Origin of the sequence: Streptomyces sp. NBC_01474, assembly GCF_035918215.1 — a bacterium.
Lineage (GTDB): Bacteria > Actinomycetota > Actinomycetes > Streptomycetales > Streptomycetaceae > Streptomyces > Streptomyces aureus.
The window spans coordinates 1,771,117-1,792,790 of sequence record NZ_CP109449.1 but is presented as its reverse complement, the minus strand read 5'-3'; the positions used below and the strand labels follow the sequence as shown (position 1 = coordinate 1,792,790).

Genomic DNA, 21,674 nt, shown 5'->3' with positions numbered 1-21,674 from the left:
TGGTTGACGTGAGGAAGGGTCGGATTATGAGCGAGGTTGTGCGGCAGGGGCGGTTCACGGACAAGGTGGCCTTGGTGACAGGGGCCGGTTCGGGCATGGGGGCCGCGATCGCGCGGCAGCTGGCGGCGGAGGGGGCGCGGTACGTGGTGGTGGCCGACCTGAACGGCGAGGCCGTCAAGGCCGTCGCCGCCGAACTGCCCGCCGCGGCGGCGGTCGGGCTCGACGTGGCCGACGCGGCCGCGGTCGACGGCGCCGTCGCGGACGTGGTGCGCGAACACGGTCGGCTCGACGTGGTCGTGCACGCCGCCGGGGTCGACGACCCGCAGGCCAAACAGCTCATCGCGGACGCACTGGTCGAGGGGCGTCCGCCAGAGGTCACCGATCGGCTGGACGACGCCTCCTGGCGGCGCGTCATGCGGGTCAACCTCGACGGGACGTTCCATGTGTTGCGTGCCTCGGTGCGGGCGATGCGGCCGGCCGGATCCGGCGCCATCGTCGTCATCGGGTCGTCGTCGGCCTTCGATGCCCCGGTCGGCTACCCCCACTACGCCGCGTCCAAGGCGGGGGTGCACGCACTGAGCCAGGCCGTGGCCAAGGAGGTCATCGCCTCCGGGATCCGGGTCAACGTGGTCGCGCCGGGCCCGACCGAGACGGGCATGGCCGCGCGCACGCCGAAGGCGCTGCGCAACGGCTTCGCCGATCCGCGGGTGCGCCCCTACGCGACGCCCGAGGAGATCGGCGACATCGCCCTGTTCCTGGCGAGTGACGCCTCGGCGAACCTGGTCGGGGCGGTGCTGCTCGCCAACGGCGGCCGCTTCACAGCCTGATCGCCGTTCCGTCGCATCCGGGACCGACCCGTCTCTGGGGCCGGTCCCGGACGCGGGTACGGGGCGTCCGGACGTCCGGCGCGCGCGAAATCAAATCGTGCACGGGTCTTGCCCGGCCGCGGCTGAATGTTTACGGTCCATGAATTGAGTTCAGTTCGTACTTGCTCGTTGGTGCTGAGGCGCCGGACACGGGCGTATGGCACGAGGAGACGGTCGACGTGGATCAGTTCCTGCTCGTCCTGGTGAGCGGTCTCGCCAGTGGCGCGGTGTACGGCCTGATGGGGCTCGGTCTTGTGATCATCTATCGGGCGACGGACGTGGTGAACTTCGCCCTCGCCAGCCTGGCGACGATCGGGCTGTACGCGGCGCTGACCCTGTACGACAGGGGACTGCCGCTCATCCTGGCCGCCGGAGCGGCGATCGCCGTCACGGCGGCGGTCGGCCTGGCCGCCCGCGAGACGGTCATCAGGCCACTGGCCCACGGGGAGCTGCTCTCGGCGCTGGTGATGACCATGGCGGTCTCCCTCATCGCGGAGAGCGTCATCAGCACGATCTGGGGCGACCAGCCACAGCTCTTCCCGAGCCTGGTGGACGGGTCCGTCTCGTTCGGCGACGCGGCGATTCCGACGCAGAGCCTGCTGACCATCGGCGTGGCGGCCGTCGCCATGGCGCTCGTGGCGTACCTCTTCGGACGGACCACCATCGGCTCAGCCATGCGGGCCGTCGCCGAGTCCGCCGACACCGCGCAGATCCTCGGCCTCGGCACACAGCGCATCGCCCGAGTCGCCTGGGCGCTGGGCCTCGGGCTCGGTGCGCTGGCCGCGATCCTCTACGCACCCCGCGCCGGCCTGCTGCCCACGGTGCTCAGCGCCCCTCTGTTCCGCGCCTTCGCCGGAATCTTCCTCGGTGGCCTGACCAGCATGTACGGCGCCGTCATCGGCGGGCTGACCGTCGGGGTTCTCGACAACCTGGCCGCGAGCTATGTGTCGGCCGGCTACCGGGACACGTTCGTGTTCTCGTTCACCATCGTCGTGCTGCTGATCCGCCCGCAGGGGCTGTTCGGCGTGCGCGCGTTCCAGCGGGTCTGAGGGAGCGCTCCATGTCCGTCTTCAGTCGTTCCAACCTCTTCAGGGCGGGGCTCGGGCCACTCGCCGCGGCCGCCCTCATCCTCGTCCTGCACAGCGGGGCCATCCCGCCCTACCAGGCCTACTCCGTGGGGCTCGCCGGTGTCTACACGATCCTCGTGCTCTCGGTGAACCTGCTCGCCGGCTGGGCCGGTATCTGGTCGATCGCCCATCCGGCCTTCTTCGCCCTGGGCGCCTACTTCGCCGCGTACGGCAGCTCGCACGGCTGGTCGCTGGAGGTCGTCGTGCTCGGGGCAGCCGGGTGCGCCGCGGCTTTCGGGGCCTTCCTCGGAGGCGCGGGCGCACGGTTCTCCATGCTGTATCTGGCCCTGCTGACCCTCGCGTTCACCATGGTGTCGCTGGAGGTGATGGGCCAGTGGACCGGCGTCACCGGCGGCGACCAGGGCATCCCGATGGAGAAGCTGCACAGTGCCCTGGGGCTCGGCACGCTCGCCAGCGCCGGGACGCAGGCCCAGTACATCGCCGTGGGCGCGGCCGGAGTCGCCCTCGCCGTCGGCGCCCTGGCCCGGCCGAGCGCCCTGCGGATGCGCCTGGTCGCCGCCAAGTCCCATCCATTGGCCGCCCGTTCCGTCGGCATCGCCCCCGAGGCCCAGTCGGCGCTGGCCTTCGGCGTCAGCGCCGTGTTCGCCGCACTGGCGGGCGTGCTGCTTGCCCTGGTCGTCGGGTTCGTCAGCCCCGAACCCTTCTCGCTGGCCCTGGCGATCTCGCTGATCGCCGCGTGCGTCCTCGGCGGCGCGGGGGCGCTGCTCGGCGCGGTGGTCGGCGGCGCGTATCTGACCTGGGCGCCCACCGCCGCCGAGAGCGTCGGCGTCCCCCAGCCGATCCTTCAGGGGGTCGTGCTCATCGCGGCCCTGCTGTTCCTGCCCGGCGGGGTGGTGCCCTTCCTCGGGCGCGCACTGCGGCGGCTGTCGGCGCGCACTACCGCGCAGCCGCCCACTCCCGTCGAGGCGACCGAAGAGGCGCCGTCCGTGCCCGCACCCGCGCCGACCGCCCCCGAGCTGCTGCGTGTCGACGACGTGGGGGTCTCCTTCGGCGGCGTGAAGGCACTCGAAGGCGCGTCGATGACCGTGCGGGCCGGAGAGACCGTCGCCATCATCGGTCCCAACGGCGCGGGTAAGACAACACTGTTGAACGTCCTGTCCGGGCTCGTCGGCGGCGGCCGGGTCACAGGTGACGCGCAGTACGCGGGCAAGCCCCTGCTCAACAGCCGGTCCACGGCGCGGCGCGGCCTCGGCATAGGACGGACCTTCCAGCACGCCGAGACCTTCCCGGAACTGACCGTCGCCGAGAACATCCTGTGCACCCACCGCCGCGTCACCGCGCAGCACCGGGCCAAGGCCGCCGAACTCCTGCAGAGCGTCGGACTCGCTCCCTTCGCCGACCGCCGCCCCGCCGAGCTGCCGTTCGGACTGCACAAGCGCCTCGACCTGGCCAGAGCCCTCGCCGAGGAACCCGAACTGCTGGTCCTCGACGAGCCGTTCGGCGGGCTCGACGCCGCAGAACGCACCTTGCTCGCCAGGCAGATCGTGCGCCAGCAGCAGCGCGGCACCGCTGTCGTGATCATCGACCACGTCCTCGACGACCTGTTCGCCGTCGCCCACCGGGTCGTCGCCTTCGACTTCGGCCGCCCCGTCGGCGAGGGCCTGCCCGGCACGATCCTGGACGACCCCCGGGTCCGCTCCTCCTACCTCGGCGAAGGCGGCGACCGGGTCGAACTCCCACGCCGCGACAGCCTCAAGCGGACCGCCGTACACCTCACCGCAATCGACCACTCCTACGGCGGCGTCACCGCGCTGCGCGGCATCGACCTGGCTGTCGCCCAAGGCGCCGTGCTCGGCGTCGTCGGCGCCAACGGCGCGGGCAAGAGCACCCTGGGCCAGATCCTGCACGGCACGCTCGCCCCCACCGAAGGCCGGCGCACGGTCGACGGGGAGCTGCGCAGCGCGCTCGTGCCGGAGGGCCGCGCCCTGTTCAAGACACTCTCGCTGCGGGAGAACCTGGAGGTCGCCGCCTACGCCGCGGGCATCAAGGGCGCGGATCTGCGCACCCGCCTCGAGCAGACCGGCGAATGGCTGCCACCCCGGCTGCGCGAGCGCATGGGGATGCCCGCCGCCGGACTGTCCGGCGGCGAACAGCAGATCCTCGCCATCGCCCGCGCCCTGATGGCGCGCCCCGACCTGCTGATCGTCGACGAGCCGGCGCTCGGCCTGTCACCGGCCATGGTCACCGAGGTGTACGCCCGCCTCGGCCGTCTCGCCCACGAGGGCATGACGGTCGTCCTGCTGGAACAGTCCCTCACCCGCGCCGTGTCCGCCTCCCACGAGGTCGTCGTCCTGCACGACGGCCGCGTCGCCGCCCAGGGCGAGCCCGCCGACCCCGAGTTCCTCGCCCAGGCCGAACAGGCCTACTTCGACGGCGAGGAGGACGCCCCCATGGCCGCCGCGCAGGGCTGAACCGAACGAGCGCCAACAGATTTCCTGACGAGGAGAACCACCGTGCAACCTCAAGGTGTCGACCTGCTCGTGATCGGAGCGGGCATGGCCGGACTGACCGCCGCCGCCCGAGCGGTCCGCGACGGTCTGTCCGTCGCCGTCGTCGAGATCGCCACGGACGTCGGCGGCTCCGCGCGCTTCGCGGGCTACGCCTGGACCGCCCCCGACCACGCGACCATGGACCAACACAATCCGCGCGGCGACCACGCGCTCAAGCGCGCCCTCGTGGACCGGTTCGCCGACGGCATCGAATGGATCAGGTCCATCGGCGTCGAGGCCAAGGACGCCCAGCCCATCCTCAGCTTCGGCCGCGGCCACCAGTTCGACACCAACCACTACGTCGACACCTGCCGCCGGCTGATCGTGGACGGCGGCGGCACCCTGCTCCTGGAGACGGAGACCGAGCAACTCCTCGTCAAGGACGGGTCCGTGGTCGGCGCGGACGTGCGCGGCGCCGACGGTGAGCACCGCCGTATACGTGCCACGACCACCCTCGTCGCCACCGGCGGCCACCAGGGCGACACGGACCTGCGCACCGCGCATGTGCACCCGCACGCCGACCGTATGCAACTGCGCTCCAACCCCCACAGCCGGGGCGGCGGCCACCGGCTCGCGACCGGGATCGGCGCGGCCACCGGCGGCGAGAACGCCGGGTTCTACGGGCACCTCATCCCGAGCGGCATCCCCTTCGCCGACCCGGCCGACTTCGTCGACATGTCGCTCTACTACAGCGAGCACGCCCTCCTGCTCAATCTACGCAGCGAGCGGTTCGCCGACGAGACGCTCGGCGACCACCTCACCGCCATGGCCCTCCTCGACCAGCCCGAGAGCCGCGGACTCCTCATCGCCGACGCCCGGGTGTTCCGCGACTGGATCGTCGGCTCGTACGTCGAAGGCGCGGTCGCCGTCGACAAGTTCGCCCTCGCGAGCAGGCGCGGCGGACGCGTCGGACTCGCCGGGGACCTCGACGAACTCGCCTACCTGCCCGAGGAGTGGGGCTACGACGGCGAGGCCGTCCGCAACGCCGTCAAGCTCTTCAACGAGCAGGTCACGGCGGAGCCGGGGCCCACGCCGGGCCGTGAACTCGACCGACTTCCGCTCGCCGAGCCGCCGTACTACGTCATCGAGACCGTGCCGGCCATCACCTTCCCCTTCCACGGCCTGCGCATCGACGACCACGCCCGCGTCCTGGGTGAGGACGGCCTCCCACTGCGCGGACTGCTCGCCGCCGGATCGGACACCGGCGGCCTGTGGCACCGCGCCTACGCGGGCGGCCTCGCCTCGGCCCTCGTCTTCGGACTCACGGCCGCGCGGACCGCCGCCGGGTCGGCACACCACTGATCGACCGGACTCCATCCGCGCGGGAGGGCAGCATGAGCACCAGTGGAACCACCACCACCATCGACCACAATGCCTTCTTCATCGACGGCTCGTGGCGGCCCGCCGACGGCACCGACCACTTCGACGTGATCCCGCCGCGTTCCGAGCGGCGCGTCGGACGGGTCCCCGCCGCGTCCGAGGCCGACATAGACGCGGCGCTCGCGGCGGCCCGGCGGGCGTTCGACAAAGGGGAATGGCCCCGGCCGACCCCGGCGCAGCGGGCCCACCACCTCACCCGCCTCGCCGACGGCATCGAGCGCCGCGCCGAACTCGCCGAGCCGATCAACGACGCCGTGCGCATCGCCAACGACAGCGAACTGGGCCTGGACCGTTCCGTGTTCACGGCAGACGCGGCGAACACAGCGCACGGCTTCGAGGTCGCCCGGCGCGTACGCACCGGCACGTTCTCCGTCAACACCTTCGCGGCGGACCTGGGCTGGCCCTTCGGCGGCTTCAAGAAGTCGGGGCTCGGCAGGGAGCACGACCCCGGCGCCGTCGAGGAGTTCCTGCTGACGAAGACGGTCTCGACCGATCCGGGTGCGGGGCTGTCTGCCGAGGTCACCCAGGGCGTTTCCCTCGGAACCGGCCCCGGCACCTACGGCCCCGTCAAGTGAGCCGCGTCCACTGAGCCCCGCCCACACGAGCACGCTGGAGACCCCATGCACCATCTGCACCCCGACATCGACCCCCGGCTCCTGTCCGAGACCGAGGAGCAACGGGAACTGCGCACTGTTCTGCGCGCCTTCTTCACCGAGGTCAGCGGACCCGAGGACGTCCGCAAGCACATGACAGGGCCGCGCGGACACGACGAGACGCTGTGGGCGCGGCTCGCGGGCGAGATCGGCGTCCAGGGCCTCGCGATCCCCGAGGAGTACGGCGGATCGGGCTTCACCTTCGCCGAACTCGCCGTCGCCATGGAGGAGTCCGGGCGCGCCCTGTGCAGCACACCGCTGCTGCCCACGGTGGGCCTCGCCGCGCCCGCCCTGCTCGCGAGCGGTGACCGGCAGGCATGTGAGCGCTATCTGCCGCACATCGCGAACGGCACCCTCACCGCGACCGTCGCCGGCCTCCACGACGACGAGCCCGGCATCGTCGCCGGGCCCGCGCGCGAGGGCACGGTGCTGCGCGGCGCGGCGGACTTCGTGCTCGACGGCGCGGGCGCGGACCTCGTTCTCGTACGGGCTCAAACACCCGACGGGCCACGGCTGTTCGCCGTCGAACCGGACCCCGACACGTGCGTGCGCACCCCGCACCGCGTCCTTGACGAGACGCGCCGCCAGGCGCGGGTGGAGTTCCGGGGCGCGCCCGCGACGCCGGTGGGGGAGTCCGACGAAGCGGCGGCGTTCCTCGACACGGGGCGGGCAGCCCTCGCCGCCGAACAGGTCGGCGGCAGCGGCCACGCACTGGACGCCACCGTCGAATTCGTCGCGCAGCGCCACCAGTTCGGGCGGCCCATCGGGTCGTTCCAGGCCGTCAAGCACCGGCTGGCCGATGTGCTGGTCGCCCTGGAGGCGGCCCGCTCGGCGTCCGCGTACGCGACCGCCTGCGTCGCCCTCGGCTCACACCGGCTGCCGGTGGCCGCCGCTGCCGCCGCCACGGTCTGCTCCGAGACCTTCCGCCTGGCCACGGCCGAGTACGTCCAGCTGCACGGCGGGATCGGCTTCACGTGGGAGCACAACGCGCACCTGTACGTGCGTCGCGCACGCAGCGGCGCCGTGCTGCTGGGCACGCCCGCCGGACACCGCGCACGCCTCGCCGCGCTCATCGGCCTCGCCCCGAACACCGCCACCGCCGCCTGAGCCGAGGGGAGAGACACGTGACCGCACCGCACACCCCTGCCCTCGCCACGCCCTTCACGCTCGGCGGGCACACCCTGCGCAACCGCCTCGTCGCCACCGCCCATGCCACCGCGGCCGTCGCCGATGGCGCTCCGACCGAAGCCGACGCGGCCTACTGGCGGCGCCTCGCACAAGGCGGCGCCTCCATGGTCATCACCGGCGGCACCGCCGTAGCCCCGGAGTCGACCCTGCCGCAGCGCTATCTCACCGAGGCCTGGCGCCCCGAGATCAAGGAAGCCGTGCGCCGCCGCGCCGAGGCCATCATCGAAGGCGGCGCCGTAGCCATCGCCCAACTCGTCCATCTGGGCCGCGAGACCCTCGGCGCGGGGACGTACTACGCGCCGGTCTCCGCCGCCGCCGTCCGCTCCCCGCGCGAGGCGAGCGCCCCCCACGCGCTGAGCACCGAGGAAGTACGCCGTGTCGTCGACGCCTTCCGTGTCTCCGCCGGCAACAGCGTGCAGGCCGGCTTCCACGGCGTCGAACTGCACGCCGGACACGGCTATCTGCTCGCCCAGTTCCTCTCCCGCGTCAACAACACCCGCGACGACGAGTACGGTGACCCGATCGCCCTCCTCGCCCAGGTGATCGACGCCATCCGCACCGAGATCGGCGAACACCCCATCGGCGTACGGGTGTCGGTGGAGCCCGGCGCGGACTCCGGGCTCGGTCTCGACGACCTCGTCGAGCTGCTGCCGCGCCTGAGCGCCGCCGTGCCGTTCACCTACGTCAATGTCACCACAGGCGTCCGCAACACCTACGTGCCCGGCATGGCCACCACCCGCCCGCCGCTGCTCGAGTCCGTGGCCCGGCTGCGCGCCGCGGTCGGGGTGCCGCTGCTGGTCAGCCAGGGCTTCCGGTCCGCGGTGGACATCGAGCGGGCGCTCGGCTCGGGCGCCGATCTGGTCGGCTCGGCCCGGCCGTTCATGGCCGACCCCGACTTCGCCCGCAAAGTCGTTGCCGGGGACGAGCGCTCGGTGCGCCCCTGCACGGGCTGCAACGAGGGCTGCCGGACCTTCGAGCCCACCGGATCGTGCTCGGTCAACCCCGCGCTCGGCCCACCGGAATCCGCGACCCGCCGCCCGGCCGTACCCCTTCTGCTCACCCGGCCCGGCTCGCGCCGCGGCCCCGTCGCCGTCCTCGGCGCGGGCCCCGCCGGCATGGAGTGCGCGATGACGCTCGCACGCGGCGGCGCCGAGGTAGTCCTCCACGACCCGGCCCGGGAGCCCGGAGGGCAGGCACGCCTGGCCGCCCTCGGCGCGCACCGCACCGGCTGGCAGAAAATCGTCGACCACCAGCGCGACCAGCTCGCCGACCTCGGCGTCCGCGTCCTGCTGGGGACCACCCTGACCCCCGCCGACCTGGCCGGGTACTCCCGGATCGTGCTCGCCACCGGCGCCCGAGAGGCGCCCGTGCCCGTACCGGGGGAGCTGCGGATCCTCAGCAGCACCGACTTCCTCCACCGGCACGCGGACGTGGTGCCGCAGGCGCCCAGGGTCGCCGTCCTCGACGACGGATTCGGCTGGTGGCAGGGGATCAGCGCCGCGGAGAGCGCGCTGGCGGCCGGGGCCCGCGAGGTCACGGTCATCACGCCCGGCAACGGCTTCGCCACCGGCCTGTCGCCCGAGAACCGCACCCAGTTGATGAACCGGCTCACCGGAGCGCCGCTGCGCGTCGTCCCCCTGACCGCCGTCACGGCCACGACGCCCGACGGAGTGCGGCTGCGGAACGTGATGGACGGCCACGAGTCGCGTCTCGCCGCGGACGTTCTCGTGACCGTCGGCGAAAGGCTCCCGTACCGCCCGGACATCACCCCGGCCGACGGCCAGAGCGTCCACGCGGTCGGCGACTGCGTCGTACCGCGTCGCATCGCCCACGCCATCGCGGAGGGCCGCGCCGTGGCCGAGGAGCTCGCGGCGGCTGTGTCCGCCTGAACAGAACCGCGCTCAGGACCGCAAAGACGACCGCACAGACACCCTCAAGAAGAGAAGAGGCTGCCTGCGCGGCAAGGTCATCGGCGGCTGCTCGTCCGGCAACGGGGAAGTGCCGGACATCCCGGCGGAGCCGACCAACACCACTGTGATGATGACGCCGAGGGCGCCGCGGACGAACTGGGCGCAGGGCCTGACCGTTGACACATGCGAGAGGGTCGGCCGCTGGAATCCAGTGGCCGGCCCTCTCCCGCGGACTCAGCCCTCGTACACGTAGAACCCGCGCCCGCTCTTACGCCCCAGGTGTCCCGCCGCCACCATCCGCCGCAGCAGCGGGGGAGCCGCGTACAGCGGCTCCTTGAACTCCCCGTACAGCGACTCCGCGACGGCCTGCGCCGTGTCAAGACCGATCAGGTCGAGCAGCCGCAGCGGCCCCATCGGATGGGCGCAGCCCAGCTCCATGCCGCGGTCGACGTCCTCGGCGCGGGCCGTGCCGGACTCCACCATGCGGATCGCGGCGAGCAGGTACGGCACAAGGAGGGCGTTCACCACGAAGCCCGAACGGTCGGGCGCCTGGATGACTTCCTTCCCCAGTCCCTCGACGGCGAAGTCGCGGGCACGCGCCACGGTGCCGGCGTCGGTGGTCAGCGCGGGCACGACTTCGACCAACTGCTGCACGGGGACGGGGTTGAAGAAGTGCAGCCCCACGACATGGGAGGCCCGGCCGGTGGCCACGGCGAGGTCGACGACGGGAATCGAGGAGGTGTTCGTGGCGAGAACGGCGTCGGGGTCGACGAGCACCTTGTCCAGCTGCCGGAACACCTCGGTCTTCACCTCCCGGTTCTCGGCGACGACCTCGATGACGAACTGACGGTCGGCCAGCTCGCCGAGGTCGTGGGTGAACGACAGCCGGTCCAGGGCCTGTTCGCGCTCGGCCTCCGTGAGCTTGCCGCGGCGCAGTCCGCGGTCCAGGGACGCGACGACACGGGCGCGGCCCGCGGCGGCGAGCTCGGGGCTCGACTCGGCGACGGTCACGTCGAGACCGCGCAGTGCTGCGACCTCGGCAATGCCGGAGCCCATGAGGCCGCAGCCGACGACGCCGAGACGGGAGACGACAGACATGAGGGTCCTTTCTGGAGGGGATGGGGAGGCGGCCGTCACCGTTCGTGGACGGCGAGGACGGTCATGTCCGCCACGGCACGCGCGGGTTGAGTGCGGTCGCGCAGCCACTCCCGGAGGGCGAACTTCTTGATCTTTCCGCTCGTCGTGTACGGCAGGGCGTCGACGAGGAACAGGCTCTCGGGGATCTTCTGCGCGGCCACCTCACCGGCGGTCAGGTGCTCGCCGATGTCCTTGAGCGTCAGCTCCTGTCCCTCGCCCGTCGTCACGACGAACGCGCAGGCCCGCTCGCCCGTGCGGGCATCGGGGCCGGCGACGACGGCGACCTCGGCGACGGCGGGATGCTCCGCCATGAGACTCTCCACCTCACGCACGCTGATCTTCTCGCCGGAGCGGTTGACGACATCCTTGATACGGCCCTCGATGTGGAGGGCGCCGTGCTCGTCGAACCGCGCCAGATCGCCGCTGCGGAACCAGCCGTCCGGGGTGAACGCGTCCTCGTTCAGCCGGTCGTCGAGGTAGCCGAGGCAGGTGTCGGGGCCGCGCCAGTGCACCTCGCCGAGGACGCCCTGCGGCGCCGGGGCGTCCGAGCCGTCCGCGACCACGACCTCGGTAGGGGCGAGGGGCACACCGTCGGTGCGGGTGCGGATCCCGGCCGGGGCCCACCGGTTGGCCGCGGTCACGGACGGGCCCTCGGTCGCCCCGTACATCCGGGTCACGACGCCGAGCCGGGCCGCGGCCCGGCGGGCCAGTTCGTCGGGGATGTCCGCGCCGCCGCAGACGAGGTAGCGGATCGTCGGTGCCGTCACGTCCGCGGCCTCGGCGGCGTCGAGCAGATCGGTGAGGAAGGGCGTGGAGAAGATCGCGAAGCTCGCCCCCTCGCCGGTGATCCGGCGCAGTGCCGACGCCGGGTCCCACCGGTCCTGGAGGACCACGGGGGCACCGAGCAGGAAGGGCAGCACCAGGGCGCAGTTCACCCCGGTGACATGGGTGACCGGGGACGGGTTGAAGATCACGTCGCGTTCGTTCAGCGCGAACCTGTCGATCAGCGCGGAGTTCTCGAAGACCACGGTGTTGTGGCTGTGCAGGACGCCCTTGGGAGCCGCGGTCGTCCCTGAGGTGTACAGCAGCAGACAGACCTGATCGGGATCCGGTTCGGACAGTGCGCCCACCGTCGCTTCGGGGTCGGGCCCGGCCGAGCCCATGAAGGTCTCCCAGGAGATCGCGGCCGGTTCCTCTGTGCCGTCCCCGCCCACGACCACCACGTCCCGCAGCTCGGGGAGGTCGTCGCGCAGGCGCCGGTAGAGGTCCGGATAGTCGAAGCCCCGGTAGCGGCCGGGCACGAACGCGATCCTGGTCCGCGCCTGGCCGAGGATGAAGCGGAGCTCGCTGCCCCGGTAGATGGGCACGATCGGATTGGCGACGGCGCCCACCTTCATGACCGCCTGGAAGAGCACCACGGCCTCGGCCCGGTTGGGCAGCTGGAACGACACGACGTCGTCCTGGCCGATTCCGCGCGCGTGCAGGGCGGCGGCCAGCGCCGTCGCCTGCCGGTCGACGTCGGCGAACGTCATGCGGTGCGCACCGTCGACCACGGCGAGCGCGTCCGGCCACAGGGCGGCGGCCCGGCGCAGATACCGGGCTACCGGGCGGTCTCGCCATGCCCCGACCGCACGGTAGTGGGCGGCGCGCTCGGCCGTGGGCGGATAGGTGGGCCACATCGGGAGGTCTCCTCGGCTGTCGCTGGTCGCTGGTCGCTGGTCGCTGGTCGCTGGTCGCTGGTTCGTTGTCGGCCGGCGGGTGTCAGACATTGCGCCGGTAGGCGCCGCCGACCTCGAAGAACGCCTCGGTGATCTGCTGGAGCGAGCACACCCGCGCCGCGTCCATCAGGACGGCGAAGACGTTCTCGCCGCTGGTCGCCGTGTACCTCAGGGCAGCGAGCGCCTCGCGGGCGGCGTCCTCGTGGCGGGCCTGGAAGTCGTGGACCCGGGCGAGCTGGGAGCGCTTCTCCTGCTCGGTGGCGCGGGCCAGTTCGACGACGGCCGCCGCCTGCCCTTCCCCGTCGGCATGCGGAGGACGGAAGGTGTTCACACCGATGATCGGCAGTGAACCGTCGTGCTTTCGCTCCTCGTACAGCATCGACTCGTCCTGGATACGGCCCCGTTGATAGCCCGTCTCCATCGCGCCGAGGACCCCGCCGCGCTCGCTGATCCGCTCGAACTCGATCAGCACGGCCTCCTCGAGGAGGTCGGTCAGCTCGTCGATGACGTACGAGCCCTGGAGCGGGTTCTCGTTCATCGCGAGGCCCCACTCGCGGTTGATGATCAGCTGGATGGCGAGCGCGCGCCGCACCGACTCCTCTGAGGGGGTGGTGACCGCCTCGTCGTAGGCGTTGGTGTGCAGGCTGTTGCAGTTGTCGTAGAGCGCGATGAGCGCCTGCAGTGTGGTGCGGATGTCGTTGAAGTCCATCTCCTGGGCGTGCAGCGAGCGGCCCGAGGTCTGTACGTGGTACTTCAGTTTCTGGCTGCGCTCGTTCGCTCCGTACCGGTCGCGCATCGCCACCGCCCAGATGCGGCGGGCCACCCGGCCGAGCACCGAGTACTCCGGGTCCATGCCGTTGGAGAAGAAGAACGACAGGTTCGGCGCGAAGTCGTCCACGTCCATGCCGCGCGCCAGATACGACTCGACGTAGGTGAACCCGTTGGCGAGCGTGAACGCGAGCTGGCTGATGGAGTTCGCCCCCGCCTCCGCGATGTGGTAGCCGGAGATGGAGACCGAGTAGAAGTTCCGCACGTCCTGCTCGATGAACCACTCCTGGATGTCGCCCATCATGCGCAGGCTGAACTCCGTGGAGAACAGGCAGGTGTTCTGTCCCTGGTCCTCCTTGAGGATGTCGGCCTGGACGGTGCCGCGCACCTGGCTCAGCACCTCGGCCCGGATCTCCCGCGCCTGCCCGTCGTCGGGCGCGCGGCCGTGCTCGGCGGCGAAGGCGTCGAGCCTCTGGTCGATCGCGGTGTTGAGGAAGAAGGCGAGGATCGTCGGCGCGGGACCGTTGATCGTCATGGACACCGAGGTGGTCGGCTCGGTCAGGTCGAAGCCGTCGTACAGCGCCTTCATGTCCTCCAGCGTCGCCACCGAGACACCGGACGTGCCGACCTTGCCGTAGATGTCGGGGCGCAGGCCGGGGTCGCGCCCGTAGAGAGTGACCGAGTCGAAGGCCGTGGAAAGGCGGGTCGCCGCGCCGCCCTGGGAGAGCAGCTTGAAACGGCGGTTGGTACGGAAGGGATCTCCCTCGCCCGCGAACATCCGGGCCGGGTCCTCGCCGTCGCGCTTGAAGGGGAACACACCGGCCGTGAACGGGAACGAGCCCGGCAGGTTCTCCTCGCGCAGAAACCGCACCAGCTCCCCGTGATCGGTCGTCCGCGGCAGCGCCACCCGGGGAATGCGGCTGCCCGACAGCGATTCGCGGACCAGCGGGGTACGTATCTCACGCCCGCGCACGGTGAACGCCAACTCGTCCCCGGAATACGCCTGTACGGTCTGCGGCCACTGCTCAAGGGCCTGCCGCACGTCGTCGCCGAGCGCCCCGCACGCCTCGACGAGCAGCCGCTCCACCGCGTCGGCCGGTGCAGGCAGGGCCGCCAACTCATCGCGGACAGCTGTCAGTTGCTGGACCCGGCGGGCGGCCCGCGCCTGGTCGTCGGTGCCCGCATGGTACGTACGCACCGACTCGGCGATGTCGGCCAGATAGCGCGCCCGGGAAGGCGGCACGATCTGCGCGGCCCCGCTGGAATGCCGTACCGACACCTCGGGCAGCACCCCCGGGCGCAGCGCCAGGCCGTGCTCCCCGAGCAGGCCCCGCAGGTGCTGGTACAGCGCCGTGACCCCGTCGTCGTGGAACGTCGCGGCGCTGGTGCCGAACACCGGCATCTCCTCGGGCCGCGAACCGAACGCCTCGCGGTTGCGGACGAGCTGGCGGCCCACGTCACGCAGCGCGTCGGCCGCGCCCCGGCGCTCGAACTTGTTGATGGCGACGACGTCCGCGAAGTCGAGCATGTCGATCTTCTCCAGCTGCGACGCCGCCCCGAACTCCGGCGTCATCACGTACAAGGACACATCCGCGAAGGGCACGATCGCGGCGTCACCCTGCCCGATGCCGGGCGTCTCGACCACGATCAGGTCGTATCCGGCAGCCTTGCAGGCGGTGATCGACTCGCCGAGCCCCTCGGGCAGTTCGCTCGTGCCGCGGGTGGCGAGGGAGCGGAAGAAGACGCGGTCGCCGTCGAGGGAGTTCATCCGGATGCGGTCGCCGAGCAGGGCCCCGCCGCCGCGCCGCCGCGTCGGGTCCACGGCCAGCACCGCCACGCGCGGCGCATCGCCCTGGTCGATACGGATCCTGCGGACCAGCTCGTCGGTGAGTGAGGACTTGCCCGAGCCGCCGGTGCCGGTGATGCCCAGGACCGGTACCTGGCGCGCCGAGGCCGCCTTCTCCAGACGGCGCAGCTCGGGGGCCGGCAGCGTCCCGGCCGCGGCGGAGGACAACACGCGTGCCAGAGCCGGGCGTTCACCCTCAAGAACCCGCACGATGTCTGCGGGCTCCTCCAGCCACGGAGCGCGGTCGCAGTCCTCGATCATCGACCGGATCATGCCGACGAGGCCGAGGCGCTGACCGTCCTGCGGCGAGAAGATGCGCACGCCGGCCGCCGCGAGCCGTTCGATCTCCTGCGGCACGATCACGCCTCCGCCGCCGCCGAACACCCGCACGTGCCCGGCGCCGCGCTCCCGCAACAGCTCGACCAGATACTCGAAGTACTCGATGTGGCCGCCCTGGTAGGAGCTGACGGCGACGCCCTGGGCGTCCTCCTCGAGCGCGGCGTCCACCACCTCGCTCACCGAGCGGTTGTGTCCGAGGTGGATCACCTCCGCGCCCTGGGCCTGAAGGATGCGCCGCATGATGTTGATCGAGGCGTCGTGCCCGTCGAAGAGGCTGGAAGCGGTCACGAAGCGGACGGGATGCTGAGCGCGGGGCATGTGCACTCCTGACTGCCCCCGGTCCGCGGGGGCTGGGGCGGGTACTCGCAGAGACCTCCCCATACTGAACTGAAGTAGGTACCGGACTCAAGACAATCATTGAAGTCAGTTCAGTTCAGTGACACTCTCGGGTGGTCGCAACGAGGCGATTCCAGCGTGATCCCCGGGAGGAACGATGCTCGCCGCCAGGCTGTACGGAACCAAGGACCTGCGGATCGAGGAGATGCCCGAACCCGAGCCGGGACCCGGCGAGGTGAAGATCCGCGTGGCGTACGCGGGCATCTGCGGCACCGACGTGCACGAGTACTTCGAGATGCCGCGCGCCACGCACGAACCCAACCCGCTGACCGGCGCAACCCTGCCGCAGACGCTCGGTCACGAGTTCGCCGGGACGGTCGTCGGGTGCGGCGCGGACGTGGACCGCGTCGCGGCGGGCGACCGTGTCTGTGTACGGCCGATCCGCACGTGCGGGGTGTGCCCGCGCTGCACGTCAGGGCTGTCCCACCTGTGCACCGCCCTCGCGGCGATCGGCGTGACCTCGCCCGGCGGCGGACTCGCCGAGTACGTGGTCGTGCCGGCAGCTTCCGCGCACCGGCTGCCCGACGCCGTCCCGCTGGAACAGGGTGCCCTGGTCGAACCGATGGCCGTGGGGCTGAACGCGATCGAGCGGGCCGGTGTCCGCGCCGGTGGCAGCGCTCTGGTCATGGGGGCCGGCGCGGTCGGTATGGGCGCTCTGTTCGCGCTCAAGGCGCACGGCGTCGACGACGTGCTCGTGGCGGAGCCCTCGGCGTCGCGCCGCGCGGCGGCCGCCCGGCACGGCGCCCGCGTGCTCGATCCCGGCGTGGACGACGTGGTCGAGGCGGTGATGGCCCACACCGGAGGCAAGGGAGTGGACGCCGCCATCGAATGCGCGGGGCGGCCGGAGGTGCTGGACGCCGCCATCCGCTCGGTGGCCGCCCGGGCGCCGGTCGTGCTGGTCGCCCTCTACTCGGGCCCGGTCGCCATCGACGCCTCCGTCGTGCGCCTGGCCGAACTCGCCCTGCTCGGCTGCGAGGCGTACCCCGACGGTGTCTTCGAGCGCGTCATCGAACACATGGCCGCCGGGCACTACCCGACGGACGGCTGGATCGACCACATCCCCCTCGCTGACGCCGTCGAGGGGCTGCACGACGTGCGGGACGCGCGGCGGGTCAAGGTTCTCGTCGACATCCCGGCGGACGGCGGGAGCTGACCCGCGGACGGCTTGGCCGGCATCCGCTGAACCAATCTCGAAGTAGGGCTTGACAGTGGATCAACGGCTCACCAGACTCGTAATGAATTCAGTTCAGTTTGAAGCGGAGGAACAGAGATGGCAGTGGAAGACGAGATCCAGTTCGAGCGTGACGGCCATGTCGCTCGCGTCTGGCTCAACCGCCCGTGGAAGAAGAACTGCGTCACGGTGCCGATCCTCGACCGGCTGGACGAGATCATCACCGAGGTCGACGAGGACCCCGAGCTGCGGGTCCTGGTCTTCCGCGGGCGCGGCGGCACCTTCTGCTCGGGCTTCGACCTCGACAGCCTCAAGGCCGACTTCGTCGGCAAGTCGAACGCCATCGACGTCGCGGTCAAGTCCGCGAAGGTGTGCGACCGGCTCTACTCGATGAAGACCCCCTCGGTCGCGGTCCTGGAGGGCCATGTCACCGCCGGCGGTTTCGAGATCATGATCTCCTGCGACTTCGCGATCGCCGCCGACGACGCCAAGATCGGCGACTTCCACATCCGCCGCGCGCTGTTCGGCGGAGCGGGCCCGATCTACCGCGTGCCGCGCATGATCGGCATCCGCAAGACCAAGGAGCTGATGCTCACCGGCAAGCTGCTCTCCGGCGTCGAGGCCACCGAGTTCGGCCTGATCAACGACCACGCGCCGGCCGAGAAGCTGGACGAGACGGTCGAGGAGTTCATCTCCCACCTCACCGACAAGAGCCCGTTCACGATGTGGCTCACCAAGATGACGATCGACCGCAGCCTCGACGCCGACACCCAGTCGCTGATGGTGATGGAGCACCTCGCCGTGGGCGTCGCCCTCAACTCCGAGGACGCCAACGAAGGGGTCTCGGCGTTCCTGGAGAAGCGCGAGCCCAAGTGGCAGGGGCGCTGAGCCGGATGACCACGCATCCGCGGAGTCCGGCCACCGGGCTCCAAGGCGCACGCTGCCGCGGCTGCTCGGTCGCGGTCTACCCCGCGGACGCGGCGTGCCCGCGCTGCGGGGGACCGGCCGAGCCGGCCGTCCTCAAGAGCGCGGGCACGCTGTGGACCTGGACCGTGCAGCGGTACGCGCCCAAGTCCCCGCCCTACCAGCCCCCGCCCGGCGGCTTCGAGCCGTTCGCGGTCGGCTACGTCGAACTGGACGAAGGCGTCCGCGTGGCCGCCGTACTGGAGGTCGACGACCTCGACGCGATCCGGATCGGCATGCCGCTCACGCTGCGTGCCGGTGACGGCGTGCCACGGGCCCGGCCCACGACAGCAGCGGAGGAGAGCTCATGACCGCGGACGTGCTGATCTGCGGAGCCGCACGGACCGCGTTCGGCCGGTCGGAGTCGAGCGGCCGGCAGCTGGCCGTCAGCGCGGTGAAGTCCGCGCTGCGGGACGCCGGAATCGAATGGCCTCGGGTGCGCGCCGCGTTCGGCGGTAGCGACAGCGCCGGGCTCGCCGACACCCTGGTGGCCCAACTCGGCCTGATCGGCGTCCCGTTCGTGAACGTCAAGAACGGCTGCGCCACCGGAGGCAGCGCGCTGATCTCCGCCGTGAACGCCATCCGCTCCGGCATGGCCGACGTCGTCCTCGCCGTCGGCTTCGACAAGCACCCGCGCGGCGCCTTCGACCCGAGGCCCGAGGACTGGGGCCTGGGCGCGGAGTACGGCAGCGACGGACTGATGGTCACCACGCAGTTCTTCGGCATGAAGATCCGCCGCTACATGCACGACCACGGCATCACCCCGCACACCCTCGCCAGGGTGGCCGAAAAGGCCTACAGGAATGGTGAGCTGACCCCGGAGGCGTGGCGCCGCAAACAGGTGTCCGCCGCGGAGATCCTCGACTCCGGCATGGTCAGCGACCCCCTGACCCGCTACATGTTCTGCTCCCCGGGAGCGGGCGCCGCCGCACTCGTGCTGTGCTCGCCCGAGGTCGCCCGCACCCTTGAGGGCCCGTCCGTCGGCCTGCGTGCGGCGGCCCTGCGCACCCGGCAGTTCGGCTCGTTCGAGGTGTTCAGCCCGTCGGTCGCCGGGGGCGAGCCGACCAGCGTCAGTCGCGCCGCCTCGGCCGCCGCCTTCGAGGAGGCCGGGATCGGCCCCGGTGACATCGACGTATGCCAGTTGCAGGACACCGAGAGCGGCGCCGAGGTCATGCACATGGCCGAGTGCGGGCTGTGCGAGGACGGCGAGCAGGAACGCCTGATCGCCGAAGGTGCCACCGAGATCGGCGGCGCGCTGCCGGTCAACACCGACGGCGGCTGCATCGCCAACGGGGAACCCATCGGGGCGTCCGGCCTTCGCCAGGTCTACGAGGTCGTCCAGCAACTGCGCGGCCGGGCCGGTGACCGTCAGGTACCCGGCGAACCCCGCACCGGCTTCACCCATGTGTACGGCGCGCCGGGCGTCAGCGCCTGCACGGTCCTGTCCCGCTGATCGCAGGAGGTGCACGAAAAGATGAACGGCATCCCGGAACCGGAGGAGTTCCGCGCCGACGCCCGGCGCTGGCTCGCCGGCGTCGCCGCGCCGCGCGCCGCCGCCGGGGAGTGGGGCAGCGGCCCCGACTCCGTGGCGGTCTTCGAGAACTGGACCGAGGAGCAGGAGCGCGCGCACACCCGCCGCACCCAGGAGTGGGAGCGGACCCGCTACGACCAGGGCTGGGGCGCCCTCAACTGGCAGGCAGCGTACGGGGGTCGGGGCCTGCCCGCGTACTACGACCAGCTCTACCGCGCCGAGGAAGCCGCCTTCGACGTACCCCACCGCACCGAGATCTTCCCCGTGACGCAGCAGCTCGTCGCCCCCGCGATCGGCATCTGGGGCACCGAGGAACAGAAGGCCCGCTGGCTGCGGCCCATGCTGCGCACCGACGAACTGGCCTGCCAGCTCTTCTCCGAGACCGAGGCAGGCTCCGACCTCGCCGGGGTGCGCACGAAGGCGGTGCGCGACGGCGAGAACTGGGTGCTGACCGGACACAAGGTGTGGACCTCCGGCGCCACCGTCGCGACCTGGGGCGTCGCCGTGTGCCGCACCGACCCCGACGTACGCAAGCACGCCGGCATCACCGTCTTCCTGGTCCGCATGGACGCGCCCGGCGTGACCGTACGGCCCATCCGGCAGATGACCGGCGGCGCCAGCTTCAACGAGGTCTACCTCGACGGTGTGACCGTCCCGGACACCGACCGGCTCGGACCGGTCGGCGAGGGCTGGCGGGTCACTCTCAGCGTCCTTGCCGCCGAACGCCTCGACTCCGGCAACCTCGGCCTGGACAACGCCGACCGCGCGGTCGAACTGGCCGGGCATCTGCCCCGCCCGCTCACCGGCGCCGAACAGGAGCGGGCCGCCGACCTCTGCCTCCGCGCACTCGTGCAGCGGCTCATTGGGCTGCGCGTCACCGGCGCCCTCGCCGCCGGACGCGAACCCGGCGCGGAGGCCTCGGTCGGCAAGCTGTACGCCACCGAGACCATGCGGCGCACCAGCGACCTCGTCTCCGAACTGCTCGGCCCGTCCCTCGTCGCGGACACCGGGGAGTGGGGAACGTACGCCTGGACCGAGCATCTGCTGGGCGCGCCCGGCTACAGCATCGCGGGCGGCACCGACGAGATCCAGCACAACATCCTCGCCGAGCGCGTGCTCGGCCTGCCCAAGGAGCCCGTCCGATGAGCACGTCCATCCAGGAGACGGAGCTGGCCCACCGAGTCGCCGCCGCGCTCACCGGAATCCAACCCGGAGTGGCTGTAGGGGAGTTGAGGACCCTTCCGGGCGGACACTCCGGGCTGACGTACTCGGTCACGGCCGGGGACGGGAGGTACGTCGTCAAGGCGGTGCCACCGGGGCAGCGGGCCGTCGGCCGCAACGACGTGCTGCGCCAGGCGCGGGTCCTGTCCGCGCTCGCCGGGTCCCCGGTGCCCGTGCCGGGAGTCGCCGCCGTGGACGAGGCCCAACCCGCCTGGTTCGCCATGGACTTCGCCGCGGGAGAGGCGCTGGAGCCCGTACTCGACGACCCGGAGGTGCCCCCGGCGACCGCGCGCGCCCGCATGCTGGAGATCGCCCACGTACTGCGGCGCCTGCACGAAACCGACGTCGACGCACCTGGCCTCGACGCGCCGCCGCCGCTCGGCGCCGCAGGAGAGCTCGAGCGGTGGAGCCGCACCCTGCATGCCGTACCCGCCGAACTGCGGTCAGGCGGCGAAGAGTTGCTCGCCCGCCTCACCGAGGACGTGCCCGCCGATCTGCCGTCCGTGCTGCTGCACGGCGACTTCCGGCTCGGCAATGTGCTGTGCGTCGAGGAACGCGCGGTCGCCGTCGTGGACTGGGAGATCTGGAGCGTCGGCGATCCCCGTATCGACCTCGGGTGGTTCCTGCTCTTCGCCGACCACCGCAACTTCCCCGACCTGGGGCGAGCCGTCACAGGACTGCCCACCGAGGACGAGCTGCTCGCCGCCTACCTCGACGGCGCACCGGCGCTGCCCGCCATGGGCTGGTTCCGTGCCCTCGGCCGCATGAAGATGGCCGCGATCATGGGCCACAACCTGCGCCGGCACCGCGAGGGCAAGCACCACGACCCGGACCAGGAGCGACTGCCGCCCACCATCGCCGCGATGATCAGCACCGCGCGCGACCTCCTCGGCTGAGCCGCCCCGGCCGCCGACCACACACGTCACGACACCGGTGCCCACGCCGACCAG

16 protein-coding genes are annotated in these 21,674 nt (G+C 71.8%); 13 read left to right on the top strand and 3 right to left on the bottom strand.

Going from position 1 to position 21,674, the window contains the following annotated elements:
• Positions 1-26 precede the first annotated feature (26 nt).
• From OG758_RS08445 to OG758_RS08410, 7 genes are all read left to right on the top strand, one after another.
• On the top strand, positions 27-827 hold the full coding sequence (locus OG758_RS08445) for an SDR family NAD(P)-dependent oxidoreductase (protein WP_326709406.1): 801 nt from the start codon (positions 27-29) through the stop codon (positions 825-827).
• A gap of 161 nt (positions 828-988) precedes the next feature.
• A complete protein-coding gene (locus OG758_RS08440) occupies positions 989-1,915 on the top strand; it encodes a branched-chain amino acid ABC transporter permease (RefSeq protein ID WP_326709405.1) in 927 nt (308 codons plus the stop codon).
• A gap of 11 nt (positions 1,916-1,926) precedes the next feature.
• The gene (locus OG758_RS08435) at positions 1,927-4,425 is read left to right on the top strand and encodes an ATP-binding cassette domain-containing protein (RefSeq protein WP_326709404.1); all 2,499 of its coding nucleotides are present in this window, start codon (positions 1,927-1,929) and stop codon (positions 4,423-4,425) included.
• A 42-nt stretch (positions 4,426-4,467) separates the two neighbouring features.
• Positions 4,468-5,805 (top strand): FAD-dependent oxidoreductase, encoded by a 1,338-nt coding sequence (locus OG758_RS08430; RefSeq protein ID WP_326709403.1) that lies wholly within the window; start codon positions 4,468-4,470, stop codon positions 5,803-5,805.
• Between the two features lie 32 nt (positions 5,806-5,837).
• Positions 5,838-6,458 (top strand): aldehyde dehydrogenase family protein, encoded by a 621-nt coding sequence (locus tag OG758_RS48860; RefSeq protein WP_442810270.1) that lies wholly within the window; start codon positions 5,838-5,840, stop codon positions 6,456-6,458.
• Positions 6,459-6,503: 45 nt separating this feature from the next.
• Positions 6,504-7,643, top strand: a complete 1,140-nt coding sequence (locus tag OG758_RS08415) for an acyl-CoA dehydrogenase family protein (RefSeq protein WP_326709402.1) — start codon at positions 6,504-6,506, stop codon at positions 7,641-7,643.
• Positions 7,644-7,660: 17 nt separating this feature from the next.
• Positions 7,661-9,613, top strand: coding sequence for an oxidoreductase (locus OG758_RS08410; RefSeq protein ID WP_326709401.1), 1,953 nt, complete (start codon positions 7,661-7,663; stop codon positions 9,611-9,613).
• Between the two features lie 255 nt (positions 9,614-9,868).
• On the opposite strand, the gene OG758_RS08405 is transcribed toward OG758_RS08410, so the two are convergent.
• The 3 genes from OG758_RS08405 to icmF form a co-directional block, all read right to left on the bottom strand.
• Complete coding sequence (locus tag OG758_RS08405) at positions 9,869-10,732, bottom strand: 3-hydroxybutyryl-CoA dehydrogenase (protein ID WP_326709400.1); 864 nt, start codon at positions 10,730-10,732, stop codon at positions 9,869-9,871.
• Between the two features lie 35 nt (positions 10,733-10,767).
• Positions 10,768-12,450: an AMP-binding protein gene (locus OG758_RS08400; RefSeq protein ID WP_326709399.1), complete on the bottom strand. Its 1,683-nt coding sequence runs from the start codon at positions 12,448-12,450 to the stop codon at positions 10,768-10,770.
• 82 nt (positions 12,451-12,532) lie between these two features.
• A complete protein-coding gene (icmF, locus tag OG758_RS08395; RefSeq protein ID WP_326709398.1) occupies positions 12,533-15,760 on the bottom strand; it encodes a fused isobutyryl-CoA mutase/GTPase IcmF in 3,228 nt (1,075 codons plus the stop codon).
• Between the two features lie 175 nt (positions 15,761-15,935).
• On the opposite strand from icmF, the gene OG758_RS08390 reads away from it, so the two are divergent.
• The 6 genes from OG758_RS08390 (at position 15,936) to OG758_RS08365 (ending at position 21,620) form a co-directional block, all read left to right on the top strand.
• Positions 15,936-16,991, top strand: a complete 1,056-nt coding sequence (locus OG758_RS08390; RefSeq protein WP_326709397.1) for an alcohol dehydrogenase catalytic domain-containing protein — start codon at positions 15,936-15,938, stop codon at positions 16,989-16,991.
• 117 nt (positions 16,992-17,108) lie between these two features.
• On the top strand, positions 17,109-17,897 hold the full coding sequence (locus OG758_RS08385; RefSeq protein ID WP_326709396.1) for an enoyl-CoA hydratase/isomerase family protein: 789 nt from the start codon (positions 17,109-17,111) through the stop codon (positions 17,895-17,897).
• 5 nt (positions 17,898-17,902) lie between these two features.
• Positions 17,903-18,283 carry a Zn-ribbon domain-containing OB-fold protein gene (locus tag OG758_RS08380; protein WP_326709395.1) on the top strand — a complete coding sequence of 127 codons (381 nt, stop codon included), beginning with the start codon at positions 17,903-17,905 and terminating at the stop codon, positions 18,281-18,283.
• On the top strand, positions 18,280-19,425 hold the full coding sequence (locus tag OG758_RS08375; protein WP_326709394.1) for a thiolase family protein: 1,146 nt from the start codon (positions 18,280-18,282) through the stop codon (positions 19,423-19,425). The genes OG758_RS08380 and OG758_RS08375 overlap by 4 nt, the downstream gene beginning before the upstream one ends.
• A 21-nt stretch (positions 19,426-19,446) precedes the next feature.
• Positions 19,447-20,649 (top strand): acyl-CoA dehydrogenase family protein, encoded by a 1,203-nt coding sequence (locus OG758_RS08370; RefSeq protein ID WP_326709393.1) that lies wholly within the window; start codon positions 19,447-19,449, stop codon positions 20,647-20,649.
• Complete coding sequence (locus OG758_RS08365; RefSeq protein WP_326709392.1) at positions 20,646-21,620, top strand: phosphotransferase family protein; 975 nt, start codon at positions 20,646-20,648, stop codon at positions 21,618-21,620. The genes OG758_RS08370 and OG758_RS08365 overlap by 4 nt, the downstream gene beginning before the upstream one ends.
• Positions 21,621-21,674 lie beyond the last annotated feature (54 nt).

Excerpts from the sequence above, each read along its gene's own strand:
- OG758_RS08365 (WP_326709392.1), top strand. The coding sequence starts at position 20,646 with ATGAGCACGTCCATCCAGGAGACGGAGCTGGCCCACCGAGTCGCCGCC.
- OG758_RS08375 (WP_326709394.1), top strand. The coding sequence starts at position 18,280 with ATGACCGCGGACGTGCTGATCTGCGGAGCCGCACGGACCGCGTTCGGC.
- OG758_RS08370 (WP_326709393.1), top strand. The coding sequence starts at position 19,447 with ATGAACGGCATCCCGGAACCGGAGGAGTTCCGCGCCGACGCCCGGCGC.
- OG758_RS08385 (WP_326709396.1), top strand. The coding sequence starts at position 17,109 with ATGGCAGTGGAAGACGAGATCCAGTTCGAGCGTGACGGCCATGTCGCT.
- OG758_RS08415 (WP_326709402.1), top strand. The coding sequence starts at position 6,504 with ATGCACCATCTGCACCCCGACATCGACCCCCGGCTCCTGTCCGAGACC.
- OG758_RS08405 (WP_326709400.1), bottom strand. The coding sequence starts at position 10,732 with ATGTCTGTCGTCTCCCGTCTCGGCGTCGTCGGCTGCGGCCTCATGGGC.
- OG758_RS08380 (WP_326709395.1), top strand. The coding sequence starts at position 17,903 with ATGACCACGCATCCGCGGAGTCCGGCCACCGGGCTCCAAGGCGCACGC.
- OG758_RS08400 (WP_326709399.1), bottom strand. The coding sequence starts at position 12,450 with ATGTGGCCCACCTATCCGCCCACGGCCGAGCGCGCCGCCCACTACCGT.
- OG758_RS08445 (WP_326709406.1), top strand. The coding sequence starts at position 27 with ATGAGCGAGGTTGTGCGGCAGGGGCGGTTCACGGACAAGGTGGCCTTG.
- OG758_RS48860 (WP_442810270.1), top strand. The coding sequence starts at position 5,838 with ATGAGCACCAGTGGAACCACCACCACCATCGACCACAATGCCTTCTTC.
- OG758_RS08390 (WP_326709397.1), top strand. The coding sequence starts at position 15,936 with ATGCTCGCCGCCAGGCTGTACGGAACCAAGGACCTGCGGATCGAGGAG.
- icmF (WP_326709398.1), bottom strand. The coding sequence starts at position 15,760 with ATGCCCCGCGCTCAGCATCCCGTCCGCTTCGTGACCGCTTCCAGCCTC.
- OG758_RS08435 (WP_326709404.1), top strand. The coding sequence starts at position 1,927 with ATGTCCGTCTTCAGTCGTTCCAACCTCTTCAGGGCGGGGCTCGGGCCA.